Origin of the sequence: Dietzia sp. WMMA184, assembly GCF_002441635.1 — a bacterium.
GTDB lineage: Bacteria > Actinomycetota > Actinomycetes > Mycobacteriales > Mycobacteriaceae > Dietzia > Dietzia kunjamensis.
Genome location: NZ_NXEI01000001.1, coordinates 3090867 through 3107227, shown reverse-complemented (window position 1 = coordinate 3107227; position 16361 = coordinate 3090867). Strand labels below are relative to the sequence as shown.

Sequence of the window (16361 nt, the reverse complement as noted above, 5' to 3'; positions counted from 1 at the left end):
ACCACCCTAAACGGTCTACGGTCGCAGGTTGTGACCGCCACCGAACGCCCCCCGACCCCGGGCGCCCCTCAGCCCGAGGTCCCCCTCGACTTCCCGCGGGAGTGGTACACGTTCCCCGACCCCGCGAATGACGAACATCTGATCTCCGCCGACATGACCTGGCTGCTGTCGTCGTGGACGTGCGTCTTCGGCACGCCCGCCTGCCACGGCATCGACCGCGACCAGCCCGACTCCGGCTGCTGCACGCACGGCGCCTTCCTCTCCGACGACTCCGACCGGCAGCGGCTCGAGGCCAACGTCGCCCTGCTGCGTCCGGAGGAATGGCAGCACCGCGAGGCCGCCCACGCCGCCGCGACGGCGGAAGGGGCCGCGCAGGAGGCGTGGCTGGAGGAGGACGAACTGACCGGCGACGACGGCGAGATGGAGCCCGCTCTCAGGACGCGCCGCCTGGGCGGGAGGTGCGTATTCTTCAACGACGTCGGATGGCCGACCGGGTCGGGCTGCGCCCTGCACCACCTGGCCGGGCGGACGGGGCGGAGCCTGCCCGAGTCCAAGCCGGACGTCTGTTGGCAGCTGCCGATCCACATGTCACACGAGTGGGAGACCCGCCCCGACGAGGTGGAGATCCTCCACACCCGCGTCGGAGAGTACGACCGCCGCGGCTGGGGCCCGGGCGGGCTGGACCTCGACTGGTATTGCACAGGCTCGCCCGAGGCGCACGTCGGCGTCGACCCCGTCTACATCTCCCTACGTGACGAGCTGGTCGAACTGCTGGGCGCCGAGTGCTACGAGGTGCTCGCCGCGGCGTGCCGGCGTCGGCGGCAGCTCGGGATCGTGGCCGTGCACCCGGCGACCGAGCGGGCGCAGACCGAACGAGCCAGCGAGACCTGACCGGGAAAGTCCGGAATCCGCTACCCTCCGTCCGGATCCGCTACCCGTGTAGGGGTAGCGGATCCGGACGGAGGGTAGCGGATTTCCAGCGGGGGCGGATGCTCCTATGGATGTCAAGCGGCTTTGGCGAGGTCGGCGGTGGTCGGTGCTTTGGTGGCGGGGTCGCGAGCCTGCAGGTCGTTGATCAGGGCATGGTAGATCTCGCGCGCGATGTGGCGTTTGAGGCAGCGCATGATGTCTTTCTTGGACAGGCCTTGCGCGGTTCGTCGGTCAACGTATGAGCGGGTGCGTTCGTCCCATCGCATGCGGCTCAGTGCGATGGTATGCAGGGCGTGGTTCGCGACCCGGTCGCCACCGCGGTTGAGTCGGTGTCGGTCTCGTCGTCCTGAAGAGGCAGGGATCGGGGCCACGCCGCACAGGTGCGCGAACGCCGCTTCGGAGCGCAGCCTGTCTGGGTTGTCGCCCGCGGTGGCCAGAAGCTGCCCGGCGACGTCAGGTCCCACGCCCGTGCGGTTCATCAGGGTCGGAGCCGTCTGCGCGGTCAGGGCTTTTAGCTCGACGTCGAGGTCGGCGATCTCCTCACTCAGTGCCAGGATCCGGCGGCTCAGAATGCGTAGTGCCGCCTTGGTCGCGCCGAGGGGACTAGCGAGGTCGCTGGGACGGAACCGGGCGCAGACTGCGGCCAGCTCGCGGGCGGGCAGGCCACGCAACTGGGCTCGCAATTCCTCCGGAGCGGTGATCACCAGCTGCCTGGCCTGGTTGATCGCTTGGGTGCGGGCCTTGACCGCGGAGCGCCGAGGCACACGCAAGGCCCGGACGGCCTCCACGATCCCGTCGCGGGTCTTCGGCACGCCAGTGGCACGCCCGGAGGCGACCGCGGTAGCAGCGGCATAGGCGTCTATCGGGTCGGACTTGCCCTTCATCCGCCGGGTCTTGCGGTCGGGTCGGTCGACTTCGACCACCGGTAGTCCGGCCCGGGCCAGCACCCGAGACAGCTCGGCGCCGTAGGCTCCGGTGCCCTCGACCCCAACGGCCTGCACGGTGCCGTGGCCGCCGAGCCATGAAAGTAGCTGCCGGTACCCGGAACCCGTGGCCGGGAACTCTCGGTCGGCCAGATGCCGCCCGAGGGAGTCGATCACCGCCGCGTGATGGGTCTGGCCATGCGTATCCACTCCGGCGATGACATGCACGTGCTGATCGGACATCATGGTCACTGCTGCCTTTCTCGTTGATCCCGGTGGGGCAGCACGCGCCGGCCAGGCGGGCGGACAAGACAGTGGCGGGGCTTCTGAACCAAGCTCCTATGAGGTCACAAACGCCCGTCCGGTCGCGTGCGTAGCGATCCCCCGAGCGGGCCGACAAATCCGCTTCTAGTCAGCCACCGCGACGGTCAGCCCGTGAGTCAGACCCGCCCGAAGAACCACTACACACATCATCACTGTCAGCCCTCGAACTTGTAGCCCAGCCCGCGGACGGTCACCAGGTGCACCGGCTTGCCGGGATCGGACTCGATCTTCGAGCGCAGACGCTTGACGTGGACGTCGAGGGTCTTGGTGTCGCCGACGTAGTCCGACCCCCACACCCGGTCGATGAGCTGTCCGCGCGTGAGGACCCGGCCCGAGTTGCGCAGCAGGTACTCCAGCAGGTCGAACTCCTTGAGCGGCAGCGTGACGGCCGTGCCGCGGACCAGCACCGTGTGCCGCTCGATGTCCATCCGCACCGGCCCCGACTCCAGGACGCCGATGTCGCTGACCGGCTCCGCCTCGGCCTCGGCGCCGCGGCGCAGCACCGCCCGGATGCGGGCGATGAGTTCGCGGGCCGAATAGGGCTTGGTCACGTAGTCGTCGGCGCCCAGCTCCAAACCGACGACCTTGTCGATCTCACTGTCGCGGGCGGTCACCATGATCACCGGGACGGTCGACGTCGTCCGCAGTCGCTTGCACACATCGGTGCCGGACATCCCGGGGAGCATGAGGTCCAGCAGCACGATGTCCGCGCCCTCGGACTCGAAGTTCTCCAGCGCGGTCGGGCCGTCCCCCGCGACGGTGACCTCGAAGCCTTCCTTGCGGAGCAGGAACGCCAGCGGATCCGCCAGCGAGTCCTCGTCCTCCACGATCAGCACCCTGGTCACGGCACCTGGTCCTCTCCTTGGTCGGCGTGCTCGGCGCCGGGGGTCCCCCCGGCGCCACCCGGCTCCACATGAGCCGGAAGTTCGAGTGTGAAGGTCGACCCCGTACCGGGGCGGCTCCACAGGCTGACGGCGCCGTTGTGGTTCTGGGCGACGTGCTTGACGATCGCCAGACCCAGCCCGGTCCCGCCGGTGGCGCGGGAACGGGCCTTGTCGACGCGGAAGAACCGCTCGAAGACGCGGGCCTGGTGCTCCGGGGCGATGCCGATCCCGCGGTCGGTGACCCGCAGCGTCACGGTGTCCCCGGTCGCGGACCGGGTGATCGACACCGGGGTGTGGTCGGGCGAGTAGTTGATGGCGTTCGAGATGAGGTTGGCCACCGCCGTGACCAAGAGGGTCCAGTCCCCCTTGACCTCCAGCCCGGACGGCGCATCGGTGATGAGCTCGATCCCGGCCGCCTCCGCCGCCGACGCGGACCGGCGCAGGGCCTCGGCCACCACGTCGTCCACGTCCACCGGTTCCGGGTCGCGGATCCGTTCGGCGCCCTGCAGTCGAGAGAGTTCGATGAGCTCGGAGACCATCTTGCCGAGCCGCTGGGCCTCGCTCACCACGCGTCCGCCGAAGTACTCGACCGAGTCCGGGTCGTCCTTGGACTCCAGCAGCGCCTCGGCGAGCACCGCCATCGCCCCGACCGGGGTTTTGAGCTCGTGCGACACGTTGGCGACGAAGTCGCGGCGGGCCGCCTCCATACGACGGTGCTCGGAGTCGTCGTCGGCGAAGACCACGACGAACTGCTCGCCGTTGCCCTCGAGGATCTCCCCGCGCCCGCTCACCGACGGTATGCGGCGGCGGCCGGGGGCCATCTTGGCGGGCAGGTCGAACCGGGCGGGGTGGCCGTCCGTGAACGTCGACCGGGCCGCGCGCCAGACCGGCTCCACCAGCAGGCGGTCATCGACGATCCCCAACTCCGCTGCACGACGGTTGTAGAGGACCACGTCCTGGTGGCGATCCACGACCGCCAGTGCGTACGGCGCCTGCTGATAGACGCCCCGCAGGACATCCAGCCGGCTGGGCCCGGCCTGCTCCGCGCGCCGACGCTCACCGCGTCGGTGGATCAGTGGGACGACGAAGCCGCCCACGATGAAGCCGATGATCCCGGCGACGATCGCGAGGAAGATCCCCAGACTGACCTGCACGACCCCGATCCTACGGTGTGGCGTTCCGGCGCCCGAATCGCCAAACCCCCGGCCACCTGCGCGAAGTTCGCAGGCTGCCGGGGGTTCGCGACCCGTTCACCGGGCCTTCACCTACTACTTGCCGCCCTGGTTGGCCACGGCGGCCGCACCCGCGGCGGCGGCCTCCGGATCGAGGTAGGTGCCGCCCGGGTTGGCGACCAGCCCGGTCTCGTCGAAGTGGTAGACCAGCGGGATCCCGGTGGGGATGTTCAGGCCGGCAATATCCTCGTCGGAGATGCCGTCGAGGTGCTTGACCAGGGCGCGCAGCGAGTTGCCGTGCGCGGCCACCATCACGGTCTTGCCCTCCGCGAGCTTGGGGGCGATCTCGGCGACGTAGTACGGGATGAACCGGTCCACGACGTCCTTGAGGCACTCGGTCAACGGCACCTCCGGCAGGTCCGCGTAGCGCACGTCGGAGGTCTGCGAATACTCGCCCGCCGGGTCGATCGGCGGCGGCGGGGTGTCGTAGCTGCGGCGCCACAACATGAACTGCTCGTCGCCGAACTGGTCCTTGATCTCCGCCTTGTTCAGGCCCTGGAGCTTGCCGTAGTGACGCTCGTTGAGCTTCCAGTGCCGGATCACCGGGACCCAGTGGCGGTCACAGGCGTCCAGCGCGATGTTCGCGGTGGTGATCGCGCGACGCAGCAGCGAGGTGTACAGGATGTCCGGCAGGATCCCGGCCTCGGCGAGGAGCTTTCCGCCGCGGACCGCCTCCTCCCGACCGAGATCGGTGAGGTCGACATCGACCCAGCCCGTGAACTGGTTGGATGCGTTCCACGTGGACTGCCCGTGACGCAGGAGGACGAGTGTTCCGTAAGCCATACGGCCATTATGACCCGCGCTCCGAGGACTACGGTGCAGACATGACCGCACACGCCGGAGACACCCCCGAATCGACCGGGCGGCCGTGGACCGTCCACTACACGCCGGGGACCACGCAGGATCTCGACTACGGCACCACCACGCTGATCGACCAGTTCGACGACGCCGTGAGCTCCTACTCGTCCCGGCCCGCCACCGAGTTCTTCGGCCGCCTGACCACCTACGCCGACCTGGGCAGGCGGGTGCGCCGCGCCGCCGAGGGCCTGCGGCGCCTGGGCGTCGACCGCGGCGACCGCGTCGCCGTGCTGCTGCCCAACTGTCCCCAGGGCGTCGCGGTCTTCTATGCGGCCCTGCGCATCGGTGCGATCGTCGTGGAGCACAACCCCCTGTACACCGCCGACGAGCTCGAGGGCCCCTTCGCCGACCACGGGGCGAAGGTGGTCGTGACCTGGAACGTCGTCGCGCCCGTGGTGCGGGACCTCGCCGACCGGCCCGGCACCGCGATCGAGCACATCATCTCGGTCGACCTGCTCGACGAGCTCCCCGCCGCCAAGAGGCTGGCGCTCAAGCACCTGCCGGTGCCGTCACTGCGCGCCTCCCGGGACAAGCTCTCCCGGCCGGCACCCGGCACGCTGGACTGGGCGGACCTCGAGACGGGCGCCGAGCTGGATTTCTCGTACCCGCGGCCGGCGGCCGAGGATCCCGCGTTGATCCTCTACACCTCCGGCACCACCGGCACCCCGAAGGGCGCCGTGCTCACCCACGCCAACCTGGTGGCCAACGCGAAGATGGGTCGCGCCTGGGTTCCCGAACTCACGCCGGGCGAGGAGAAGTTCCTCGCCTCCCTGCCGATGTTCCACGCCTACGGCGTCACGCTGTGCGTGGTGTTCGGGATCGCCGAGGGCGCGCGGCTCCAACTGGTCCCGACCCCCGACATGGACCTCATCATGCCGATCCTGAAGAAGGAGCTGCCGACCTTCATCCCGGCCGTCCCGCCGATCTACACCAAGATCCTGGAGGAGGCCGAAAAGCGGAAGATCCCGCTGCACGGCATCCGGCACTCGCTGTCCGGCGCCATGAGCCTGCCCGCCGAGCTCATCGAGAGGTGGGAGTCCGCCACCGGCGGCCTCCTGGTCGAGGGATACGGGATGACCGAGACCTCCCCCATCACCGTCGGCAACCCCATGTCGACGGCGAGGCGGGCCGGCTCCATCGGCGTCCCGTTCCCGGACACCGATATCCGTGTCGCGGACAAGGACGACCCCTCGGTCGACGCACCGGCCGGCGAGCCCGGTGAACTGTTGGTTAAAGGACCGCAGGTGTTCCCGGGCTACTGGCGCAACGAGAAGGCGACCGCCGAGACCTTCCACGACGGTTGGATCCGCACCGGCGACGTCGTGGTGCAGGACTCCGACGGCTTCCTCCACGTGGTGGACCGGATCAAGGAGATGATCGTCACCGGCGGGTTCAACGTCTACCCGTCGGAGGTCGAGGCGGTGCTGCGCACGGCCCCGGGCGTCGCGGACTGCGCCGTGGTGGGCCGCCCGAGCTCCGACGGCGGCGAGAAGGTCATCGCCGCGGTCGTGCCGGAGCCCGGCGCCACACTCGACCCCGACGCCCTGCGCGCGCACTGCAAGGGCTCGCTGGCCGGGTACAAGGTCCCGCGCGAGTTCGTCGAACTGGACGAACTGCCCACCAACCCGATGGGCAAGGTCCTGCGCAAGAGGGTCGCGCAGCAGATCAACCCCTGACCGGCGGGTTGTCCCGGCCCCGGGCTACTCGGGCTGGGGCAGGTCCTCGGTGAGGTGGCGGAACGCGTCGAGGTTGCGCAGCGGCTCGCCCCGGGACACCCGCCACTCCCACTCGCGGCGGATCGAGGTGTGGAAGCCCAGCTCGATGAGGACGTTGAAGTCGTGGTCGGCGGCCTCGAGCACCTGACCCAGCACGCGGTCGAGCTCCTCCTCGGTCACCGCGACCAGCGGCATCCGGCCGACGAGGTAGATGTCGCTGTTGTTGTCCAGCGTGTAGGCCACCTGGTAGAGCCGCCGGTTGCGCCGCAGCAGGTAGTTGTAGACCTTCTCGAAGTCCTCGTCGGGTCGGCGGCACACGAACGCCTCGATGCGCACGCTCTCCCGGTTCACCGTCAGGTGGCACGCGGTCTTGAGGCGCTTCTCCCCCGGCAGGATCACGACGAAGGTCCGTCCGTCGGCCAGCGTCGACTCGATCTCCCGCTCCACGAGGAAGTTGCGGATCCGCTCGACGGTGGGGGCGTCGACATCGTCCCGGTGCGGGGCCGGCCCGTCGTCGTCCATGCGCTTGCTCTCGGTGGGGTCGATCATCGTGACTCCTTCGGGGTGGTCGGCTGGGACTTCTCGTCGGCTGGGGCCTGTCGTCGGCAAAGACTTGTCGTCGGCCGGGCCAGGCGTCGGCCGGGCCTCGTAGGCGATTCGACGCGGCGGCTCCTGCGGACGGGAGATCAGGACGCGGTTGCCTCCGCACGTCGGGCCCGGTATGCGGCCATCGTGCCCGCATACGAGGACAGCAGCCCGTCGGCGGTGGAGTCCCAGGAAAACCCGGAGGCGTGTACCGGGGCGGCCCGCGACATCGACAGGCGCAGCTCGTCGTCGTCCAACAATCCCGACAACACGCGCGCCCACTCCCGCGGATCGTGCCCGTCGACGGTGATCCCGGTCCGGCCGTCGCCGACGGCCGTCGGCAACCCGCCCACCGCGGCCGCGACGACGGGGGTGCCGCACGCCTGCGCCTCGAGCGCCACCAGCCCGAACGACTCCGAGTACGACGGCACCGCCACGATGTCGGCGGCGCGGTAGACGTCCACCAGCTCCGACGGCGGGCGCGGCGCCAGGAAGCACACGCGGTCGGCCACGCCCAGCTCCTCGGCCAGCTCCATCAGCGAGCGCGGCCTTTCGAGCCCCGACCCGCTGGGCCCACCGACGACCATCAGACGCACATCGCGGCGGGGCTGGGCGCGCACCATCTCGGCCAGCGCCCGCACGATCACGTCGGGCGCCTTGAGCGGTTGGATCCGGCCGACGAAGGCGATCACCTCGGAGTGCTGCCCCAGCCCGAGTGCGCGGCGGGCCCGCTCGGTCCCGCGTTGGGTGCCGGGGGTGTATTGCTCGAGGTCGGCGCCGGGCGGGACGACGTCGGCATGCGCGGGGTCGGCGTCGTAGTAGTCGACGAGTTCGCGCAGTTCGCCGGTGGTATTGGCGACGAGCCGGTCGGCGGCGTCCACGATCTGCTGTTCACCGATCCGCCGGGACTCGGGCTCGGGGGTGTCTCCCTCGGCGAGGACCGCGTTCTTCACCGCCGCCAGGGTGTGCGCGGTGTGCACCAGTGGCACCCCCCAGTGCTCGGACGCGACGAGCCCGGCCTGGCCCGAGAGCCAGTAGTGGGAGTGGATGAGGTCGTAGTGGCCCGGCGCCTGCCCGGCCTCCGCCCGCATCACGCCGGCGACGAACGGGCACAGCTGCGTGGGCAGGTCCTCCTTGCGCAGGCCCTCGAACGGTCCGGCCACGATGTTGCGGACCAGCACGCCGTCGCCCGCCTGCTCGACCGGCGGTTGCGACGAGTGGGTGGCGCGGGTGAAGATCTCGACCTCCACCCCGCGGCGGGCCAGGCGGCGCGCGGTCTGCAGGACGTAGACGTTGAGCCCACCCGCGTCGCCCGTGCCCGGCTGGGCGAGCGGCGAGGTGTGGAAGGACAGGACCGCGATGCGCCGGGGCAGGGGGTGCGCGGCGCCGGGGTCGAGGTCGGTTACGGTCACCCGTCCGATTGTGCCCCCGCCCGCGCCGGGGTGCACGTCGCCCGTGCCCCCGCCCGCCCTGAGGTGACGACGACGAGGTGGGCTCCAGCGCGCCGGGCCCGCCCGCCACGAACGGCTACAGGGAGGCGGCGAACTCGTCGAGCTCGGCGAGGAAGCGCGGCGTCTCCTCGAGGAACGGCGCGTGCGCGGACTCGGCGAACTCGACGTAGCGGCCGCCGGGGATCATCTCGGCGTTCGCCTGCCCGGCCGACGGCAGCACCACCCCGTCGTGGGCGCCGTGGATGACCAGCGCGGGGATCGACAGGCCGCGCAGGGTGTCGTCGTTGTCCACCTTGCGGGTGAGCAGCGCCTGCCGGACCGTCGGCGGCGTGGCCAGCGACAGGCCCAGGATCCGCTGCCCGTCCGAGCCCGATCCCGAGCGCATCATGGCTGCTCCGAAGCTGGTGAACGCCGCCAGCGCGACCGACGGCTTCTCGTCGAACGCCCCGCCCGAGGTGACCTCCTTCATGGCCGGGCCGATCGCGCCGCCCGCCGAGCGGGAGAGGGAGGTGACCGCACCGCACAGCACGATCCCGCCGACCCGGCCCTCACCGCGGGCGGCCAGGTAGTCCGCGACCACGACCCCGCCGTAGGACCAACCCAGGAGGATCGCGCCCGAGCCCTCGGTGATCCCGGCGGAGTCGAGGACGGCCTCGACGTCGTCGGCCCACTGCGGTGCCGAGTCGTAGCCGCCGGCCGGGACGTCGGAGTGCCCGTGGCCGCGCAGGTCGATCGCCACCACGCGGAAACGCCGGGCCAGGTCGTTCAGCACGTCCTGCCCCCAGCTCGCGCTCGACTGCGCCCACCCGTGGATGAGCACGAGCGGCCGGGCGGCGGGGTCACCGAGCACGCGGTAGGCGATCGCGGTGCCGTCGGACGAAACGGCCGAGGCGAGGGCGGGCGCAGGGAGGGTGGGCGCGGGCGTCGAGGCGGCGGGGGCGTCGGTACGGGCGTCGGTTGGCGAGGCGGAGGGGGAGGCTGAGGTCATGAACCTCATGGTGCCAGAGCCGATCGCCGCGATCCGGCCCCCAGACCCCGCCCGCGGCGGTTACCGTTGCGCAATGGCAGCCACCAGCACCCGGACCGACCCCGATGTCGTGGTCCGCACGTTCTTCGACGCCCTGATGACCGGCTCCACCGCCTCCGCCGCGGACCTGCTCAGCGAGGACGTCTGGTGGGCCAACATCGGCCTGCCGACCATCCGGGGCAAGCGCGCGGTCGTCGGCGCGATCTCCTCGATGAACCGCAGCATCCGCTTCGGCGTGGAGATCCACCACCTCGCGGTGTCGGCGCCCGCGGACCCGACCGACCCGGCGGCCCCCGTCGTGGTGCTCACCGAGCGCACCGATTACCTGGGGGTGGGGCGGTTCCGCGTCGGCTTCTGGGTGTGCGGCCGCCTCGAGGTCCGCGATGGCCGGGTGTGCGGTTGGCAGGACTACTTCTCCAAGGCCGACATGGCCAAGGGCGCGGTGCGCGGACTCGTCGAAATGGTCACTGGTCGGGGTCGCTGACCTCGTCGTCGTCGTCCTCCCCCATCGACCGTGTCGGACCCGCCGCCTAGTCTCTAGGCCATGAGCATCGACCACTCCGCCGCCCGTGAGCGGCTCGCCGCCCTGCCCGCCGAGACCCGCATCGCGGTGGTGACGGGGGCGTCGTCGGGGATCGGTGAGGCGTCCGCGCGCGAGCTGGCCGGCCTCGGGTTCCACGTGGTCGTCGGGGCGCGGCGGGTCGACCGGCTGGAGGCGCTCGCGGCGGACATCGGCGGCACCGCCCTGCCCCTCGACGTCACCGACGCCGACTCGTGCGAGGCGTTCTGCGCGGCCATCCCCCGGCTGAACGTGCTGGTCAACAATGCGGGCGGCGCCAAGGGCACGACCAGTGTGATGGACGCCGACGAGGACCAGTGGCGCTGGATGTGGGAGACCAACGTCATCGGCACGCTGCGCATGGTCCGCGGTCTCATGCCGGTGCTGGTAGATACGGGCGACGGGCTGGTCATCACCATCACCTCGATCGCGGCCCTCGAGTCGTACGACAACGGCTCCGGTTACACCTCGGCCAAGCACGCTCAAGCGGTCCTGCACCGGACGTTGCGCGGGGAGCACCTGGGCCAGCCGGTGCGGTTCACCGAGATCGCGCCCGGCATGGTCGATACCGAGTTCTCCCGCGTGAGGTTCGACGGCGACGACGACAAGGCGGCCGCCGTCTACCGTGGGCTCACCCCGATGGTGGCCGAGGACGTGGCGGAGATCGTCGGGTTCGTGGCGAGCCGGCCCTCGCACGTCAACCTGGACCAGATCGTGGTGAAGCCGCGGGACCAGCACTCCGCGATGCGCGCCCACCGGGGCTGATGTGCGGTAGGTGAGGCTGGCCATGGTGTACCCAGGTTAGGCTTACTGACCTGGTGAAACGTCGCCGGCGAACATAGGCTGGCCCCCTACCGAAAGGGGCCTCCTCCATGGCCAGGAACAAGAACTCATTCGTCGAACTCCTCTCCGCTCAGGTCGGTCACGAGTTCGCCGCCAGTCAGCAGTACATCGCGATCGCCGTGTGGGCGGACGCGCAGGACCTACCGCAGTTGGCGTCGCGCTTCTACTCGCACAGCCTGGGTGAGCGGAACCACGCGATGATGATGGTCCAGTACATGCTCGACCGGGAGATCGCCGTGACGATCCCGGCCGTGCCCGCGCCGGAGGCCCAGTTCCGCGGTCCCGCCGATGCGCTGCGCGCCGCACTGGAGCAGGAGAAGCAGGTCACCCGGCAGATCGAGGCGATGTTCCAGGCCGCCCGCGCCGAATCCGACCCGCTCGGCGAGCAGTTCATGCTGTGGTTCCTCCGCGAGCAGGTCGAGGAGGTCGCCAACATGAACACCCTGGTGACCATCGCCGAGCGCGCCGCCGACGACTGGTTCCGCATCGAGGAGTACCTGGCCCGCGAGACCGACTCCTCCACCAACACCGGCACCCCGCCCTCCGTGGCCGGCGGCGCCGTCTGACCCTGCGCCGGCTGCGCCGCCACGCCGCCGGGCCACCGCGCCACCTGGCCACCTCGCCGTCGAGAAGAGTGTTTCGCGCGCCTCTACTCGACAGATACGCGCGAAACACTCTTCTCGACGGCGGCGCGGTGGCAGGCGCGGTGGCGGGGAGGCAGCGGCGCGGCGGGCGTTGCGATCAGCCGCGGGAGAACTCCACGTAGCTCACCCCGCTCTCGAAGTCTCGACGCGTCCGACGGGTCAGCGCCAGCGGGAGCGCCCCGCCAGCCGCGCCCGGCCCGCCCGTCGCCCGCGCCACCAGCGGGATGCCCGCGCCGAGGACGACGGGATTGACCTTGAGGCGGAACTCGTCGATCTCGTCGACCACCTGCCCGGCCAGCATCCCGCCCCCGCACAGCCAGATGGCCAGCGGCGAGCCCTCGGCCTTGAGCCGGCGGACCAGCGTCACCGGGTCCTCGTCGGACGCCGTCAGCCCCTCCTCGGCCGGCAGCTCGTCCGGCCGGTGGGTCACCACGTACTGGCGCAGGTGCGGGTACCCGCTGGCCAGTCCCTCGTCCACGGCCACCTGATGGGTGGTGCGGCCCATGATCACGGTGTCGAATGCCCGGTGCGGGGTCCGCGCCAGCCCGAGCGGCTCGCGCAGGTGGCCGGGGATCGTCTCCGGATAGTGCTCGATGATCCAGGGCATGTGGTCGCCCTCGACGGGGAAGGCGTCGACGCCGCCGTCGGGGTCGGCGATGACACCGTCGACGCTCACGGCCACGTAGTAGATGAGCTTGCGCATGGTGGGCCCTCTCTCGGGGATAGGTGTGTTCGCGTGCGTCCACCCCGCCGGAGCGGGGTCAGCCGAGGGTGATCACGTCGTCCACCCCCACTCGATCGCAGAATCCGTCGTCGTGACTGATCAACAGCAGCGCACCGCGCCACTGCGAGAGCGCGTCGGCGAGCACCTCTACACCGTCGAGGTCGAGGTTGTTGGTCGGCTCGTCCAGGACCAGCAACTGCGGGACCGGGCGGGCGAACAGCCGCGCCGCCAGCGCCGCACGGAGTCGCTCGCCACCCGACAGGTCGCCGAGTCGGCGGAACCCGGCCCGGCCGGTGAACAGCAGCCGCGCCGCGTGGGCATGGGCCTCCTCCGCCGACGCGGCGGGGCGGACGGCTCGGATCGCGTCGATGACCGACCACTCCGGATGCTCGACGCGCAGATCCTGCGGCAGCAGGGCAAACGGGACGTGGACCACCTCGTCGACGAACCCCTCATCGTCGAACCCCTCGTCGACGCCGCCGGCGCGGTCCGGACCGCGAGCGCCGAGGAGGCGTCGCAGCAGCGTCGTCTTGCCGCTGCCGTTCGGCCCGGCCAGGCGCACGCGCGCGGGCCCCGCGAGATGGACCCGGCCCGCGACGGGGTCATCGACGTCCAGCACCACCCGGCCGGCCGGCAACCCTGGGTCGGGCAGCTCGACCCGCAGCCGCTCCTCGCGCCGGACCGCGGCATTGGCCGAGCGCATCCGCTCCCGCGCCTGCTCGACGCCCTGGTCGTGGACCGCGCGCAACCTGCCGGCCGATTCCTGCGCCGACGCGCGACGGGCGTTCATGAGGATCTTGGGCATTCCGCCCGCCGCCTGCACCCGCCGCCCCTGCGCGACCCGCCGGCTCGCCTTCTCGACCCCCTCGACCCTGTCCCGCCTCTCGGCGCGCAGATCGTTCCGCGCCCCGGCCAGCGACTGCACCGCGGCCGCCTGCTCGGTCTCGATCACCTCGCGATAGTGCGAGTACGGCCCGCCGAACACTCGGCACCGGCCGGCCCGCAGCTCGACCGTCCTGCCGGCACGGTCCAACAATTCGAGATCGTGGCTCACCACCAGGACCACGCGATCGCCGCCGCCCACGAACCCGCCGATCGCCGCGAACAGCCGCTCCCGCGCCCGCCCGTCGAGATTGTTGGTGGGTTCGTCCAGCAGGAGGACCCGGGGCCGCCCGAGCAGTCGACCCGCCACCGCGGCCAGAGTGCGCTCCCCGCCGGACAGCGCCACCACGGGTCGGCCCAACTCGGTCGGCAGGCCCAGGTCGTCGAGCAGCGCGACCGTGCGCTCGGCCACGGCCCAGTCATCGCCGACGAGCTCGAAGTCGTCGTCGTCGCCCTCCCCCGCCTCGATCCGCGCCAGCGCCTCCAGTCGCCCGCCCACGCCGAGCTCATCGGCGAGGGTGCGCTCCGCCGGGGCGTCGGCGAGCAGTTGCGGCAGGTATCCCACGGTGGGCGGGCCCGCCGGATCGCCGTCGACGGTGATCGACCCGCGCGTCGGCCGACGTTCGCCCGCGATGAGGCGGAGCAGGGTGCTCTTGCCGGCGCCGTTGCGACCGACGAGGGAGGTCAGGCCGGGACCGACGGCGAGGTCGAGCCCGTCGAAGAGTGGGGTGTCGTCGGGAAACGCGTACGCGACGTCCGACAGGACGAGGAAAGACATGCGTGCTCCAGGAGAGGTGGCGTGTGGCCGGGACTCACCTGCGGTTCAGCACTGTCCTTCGATCTCCTCGTCTCATTCCCCTCGGCTCCGCGCCCCTCGCGGCCCCGGGTCTCCCCGGAGTCGCGCCGTGCGCCCGACCGACGTTCACGCTGAAGCTACACCGCGGTCCCGGCGGCGGCAAGAGCCGGATTCTGCACGAACCCGCGTCCGTTCATCACGACCCCGCGCCCGTCCACGGAGTTCCGGTGCCTCGGCGGGCGGGTCGGTCGATGCGGCAGATCGCGTGGAGGGGCGTGTCACCGGGGTTGTCGGGCGTGAGCTCCGCGTCCGGCAACCGCCGGAACCCGGCCCGGAGCAGGGCACCCCAGGATCGCGGGTTCTCGATGTTCACGGGAACGATCACGCAGCTCGCGCCGGGGTGGTGAGCCCAGATCTCGGAGACCGCCCGGGCCGCCATCGCCGCACCGGCGCCCCTGCCGCGTGCCGCCGGTTCGGCGATGCATTCCGTCTGTGCGTCATCGAGGTAGGGGCCGAAGTCCTGTTCGACCCGGTCCGGCGAGTTCTCCGACCACCATCGTGCGACGAGCGGCTCGGCCAGCCAACGCGCGAGCGTCGGCAGGTCGTCGCGGGTCAGCGGACGGAACCTCACCTCTGGAGCGGCGGTCTCCACGGCTCCAGCGTAGACCCGGCCGGGACTCCTGCCGAGGGTGTGACGGCGCGGGTGTGACGGCGCGGGTGTGCCGGCGAAGGGGGGACGGCGAGGGCTACATGAACGCGCTGGGCGGCAGGCCCTCGCGGCTGCTCATGGGCAGTTCCTTCTCGAGCCGCTCCATGAAGAAGTGCGACTGCACCGCGGTCCAGATGTTGTTGGTGAGCCAGTACAGGCCGATCGCGATGGGGAAGTTGAAGAAGTACGCGCCCACGATCGGGAAGAACGGGAACAGGTACATCATGATCTTCATCGACTGGTTCATCGACTCGGTCATGGACTCGGCCATCGACTGGAAGTCCTGCGGCTTGGCCGCCGCATCAGCGCCTGCTCCAGCGCCCGGACCGGCCGCGCCGGCAGCGCCCGCGGTGGCGGGAGTGCCCGGGGTGCCGGCCGTACCATCGCGGCGGTCGGCGGCAGTGGAGCCGCCCTCCGACCCGACGTCGGCGTCGGCCGCGGTGGCGGGCTTCTCACCGTCGATCTCCACCACTTCGCCGTCGACGAACGGCCCGCCGGCGCGGTCCTCGGCCTCGACCTGCGCGATCGCCGCCTGCTCGGCCGCCTTGGCCGCCTTCTGGCGGCGGAAGGAGTTCCACATGTTGATGAACGTGGCGATGCCGGCCAGGACGAACAGCGGCACGGCCAGCATGAGGATGTCGCTCTGCTGCAGCCCCGGGTGCAGCGAGTCCATGACCTCCTGCGGCATCCGGATGTAGGACGCCAGGGGCACCCCGAAGATCTCGGCGTTGAGGAAGGAGGCGACCTGCTCGGGCTGGAACGCCCCGTTGGTCATGGTCGAGGCCTCCTCGATGGACTTGCCGGGAGGCGAGAAGTTGAGCAGCACGTAGTACAGGCCGAGGAACACCGGGATCTGCACCAGCAGCGGCAGGCACCCGGCCGCGGGGTTGACGCCGGCGCCGGAGTACAGCTCCTGCATCTCCTTGGCCTGCGCCTGGCGGTCCTCGGGGGACTTGCGATCCTTGTACTTGAGCTGCAGCTCCTTCATCTTGGGAGCGAGCTGCGCCATCTTGCGCATCGAGTACTGCTGCCGCCACATGGACCGCATGAGCAGCAGCCGCACGGTCACCACCAGCAGCAACACCGAGCCGACCCATGCGATGCCGGAGTCGGGGTCCACGACGAAGCTCAACGCCCAGTGCCAGAACTTCATGACGAGTGACACCGGATACGCGAACAGGTCCACGGGCTTCTCCAACGACGAGCGGCGCCGGATCGGGCGCACGGGGCGGGACAGACCACGAAGGTCGGGCTCCAGCGTGCCAGGGTGGGCGG

16 protein-coding genes are annotated in these 16361 nt (G+C 70.9%); 5 read left to right on the top strand and 11 right to left on the bottom strand.

The genetic code is table 11. The annotated features are described in order from the left end of the window. The first annotated feature begins 30 nt into the window (after positions 1 to 30). Positions 31 to 891 carry a hypothetical protein gene (locus CK206_RS14290; RefSeq protein WP_067718676.1) on the top strand — a complete coding sequence of 287 codons (861 nt, stop codon included), beginning with the start codon at positions 31 to 33 and terminating at the stop codon, positions 889 to 891. A gap of 113 nt (positions 892 to 1004) precedes the next feature. Here the strand turns inward: CK206_RS14290 and CK206_RS14285 are convergent, their stop codons facing one another. The 4 genes from CK206_RS14285 to CK206_RS14270 all read right to left on the bottom strand — a co-directional run bounded on the left by CK206_RS14285 (position 1005) and on the right by CK206_RS14270 (position 5076). Beyond that, positions 1005 to 2096, bottom strand: a complete 1092-nt coding sequence (locus CK206_RS14285) for an IS110 family transposase (RefSeq protein WP_216824173.1) — start codon at positions 2094 to 2096, stop codon at positions 1005 to 1007. Positions 2097 to 2332: 236 nt separating this feature from the next. Then, positions 2333 to 3022: a response regulator transcription factor gene (locus CK206_RS14280; RefSeq protein ID WP_067717069.1), complete on the bottom strand. Its 690-nt coding sequence runs from the start codon at positions 3020 to 3022 to the stop codon at positions 2333 to 2335. Further along, a complete protein-coding gene (locus tag CK206_RS14275; RefSeq protein WP_067717072.1) occupies positions 3019 to 4215 on the bottom strand; it encodes a cell wall metabolism sensor histidine kinase WalK in 1197 nt (398 codons plus the stop codon). The genes CK206_RS14280 and CK206_RS14275 overlap by 4 nt, the downstream gene beginning before the upstream one ends. 114 nt (positions 4216 to 4329) lie before the next feature. Next, positions 4330 to 5076, bottom strand: coding sequence for a phosphoglyceromutase (locus CK206_RS14270; protein WP_067717075.1), 747 nt, complete (start codon positions 5074 to 5076; stop codon positions 4330 to 4332). A 41-nt stretch (positions 5077 to 5117) separates the two neighbouring features. Here CK206_RS14270 and CK206_RS14265 point away from each other — a divergent pair, with 41 nt between their 5' ends. Further along, entirely contained in the window at positions 5118 to 6827 is a 1710-nt protein-coding gene (locus CK206_RS14265; RefSeq protein ID WP_067717079.1) for a long-chain-fatty-acid--CoA ligase, read from the top strand. 24 nt (positions 6828 to 6851) lie between these two features. Here the strand turns inward: CK206_RS14265 and CK206_RS14260 are convergent, their stop codons facing one another. The 3 genes from CK206_RS14260 to CK206_RS14250 form a co-directional block, all read right to left on the bottom strand. Further along, complete coding sequence (locus tag CK206_RS14260) at positions 6852 to 7415, bottom strand: YbjN domain-containing protein (RefSeq protein WP_069389592.1); 564 nt, start codon at positions 7413 to 7415, stop codon at positions 6852 to 6854. 137 nt (positions 7416 to 7552) lie between these two features. Beyond that, positions 7553 to 8863, bottom strand: coding sequence for a D-inositol-3-phosphate glycosyltransferase (gene mshA / locus CK206_RS14255; RefSeq protein ID WP_096906780.1), 1311 nt, complete (start codon positions 8861 to 8863; stop codon positions 7553 to 7555). 115 nt (positions 8864 to 8978) lie between these two features. Next, entirely contained in the window at positions 8979 to 9890 is a 912-nt protein-coding gene (locus CK206_RS14250; RefSeq protein ID WP_082923954.1) for an alpha/beta fold hydrolase, read from the bottom strand. A gap of 73 nt (positions 9891 to 9963) precedes the next feature. Between CK206_RS14250 and CK206_RS14245 the strand changes: the two genes are divergently transcribed. The 3 genes from CK206_RS14245 to CK206_RS14235 all read left to right on the top strand — a co-directional run bounded on the left by CK206_RS14245 (position 9964) and on the right by CK206_RS14235 (position 11897). Beyond that, positions 9964 to 10413: a limonene-1,2-epoxide hydrolase family protein gene (locus tag CK206_RS14245; RefSeq protein WP_067717084.1), complete on the top strand. Its 450-nt coding sequence runs from the start codon at positions 9964 to 9966 to the stop codon at positions 10411 to 10413. Positions 10414 to 10473: 60 nt separating this feature from the next. After that, a complete protein-coding gene (locus CK206_RS14240) occupies positions 10474 to 11253 on the top strand; it encodes an SDR family oxidoreductase (protein ID WP_067717087.1) in 780 nt (259 codons plus the stop codon). Positions 11254 to 11360: 107 nt separating this feature from the next. Then, the gene (locus tag CK206_RS14235) at positions 11361 to 11897 is read left to right on the top strand and encodes a ferritin (RefSeq protein WP_067717088.1); all 537 of its coding nucleotides are present in this window, start codon (positions 11361 to 11363) and stop codon (positions 11895 to 11897) included. Between the two features lie 175 nt (positions 11898 to 12072). Here CK206_RS14235 and CK206_RS14230 read toward each other — a convergent pair whose 3' ends face one another. From CK206_RS14230 to yidC, 4 genes are all read right to left on the bottom strand, one after another. Continuing rightward, a complete protein-coding gene (locus tag CK206_RS14230) occupies positions 12073 to 12678 on the bottom strand; it encodes a dihydrofolate reductase family protein (RefSeq protein WP_067717091.1) in 606 nt (201 codons plus the stop codon). Positions 12679 to 12736: 58 nt separating this feature from the next. Next, a complete protein-coding gene (locus CK206_RS14225) occupies positions 12737 to 14359 on the bottom strand; it encodes an ATP-binding cassette domain-containing protein (RefSeq protein WP_096906779.1) in 1623 nt (540 codons plus the stop codon). 214 nt (positions 14360 to 14573) lie between these two features. Further along, positions 14574 to 15029 carry a GNAT family N-acetyltransferase gene (locus CK206_RS14220; RefSeq protein ID WP_173674798.1) on the bottom strand — a complete coding sequence of 152 codons (456 nt, stop codon included), beginning with the start codon at positions 15027 to 15029 and terminating at the stop codon, positions 14574 to 14576. 94 nt (positions 15030 to 15123) lie between these two features. Beyond that, a complete protein-coding gene (yidC, locus tag CK206_RS14215; RefSeq protein WP_254050598.1) occupies positions 15124 to 16311 on the bottom strand; it encodes a membrane protein insertase YidC in 1188 nt (395 codons plus the stop codon). Positions 16312 to 16361 lie beyond the last annotated feature (50 nt).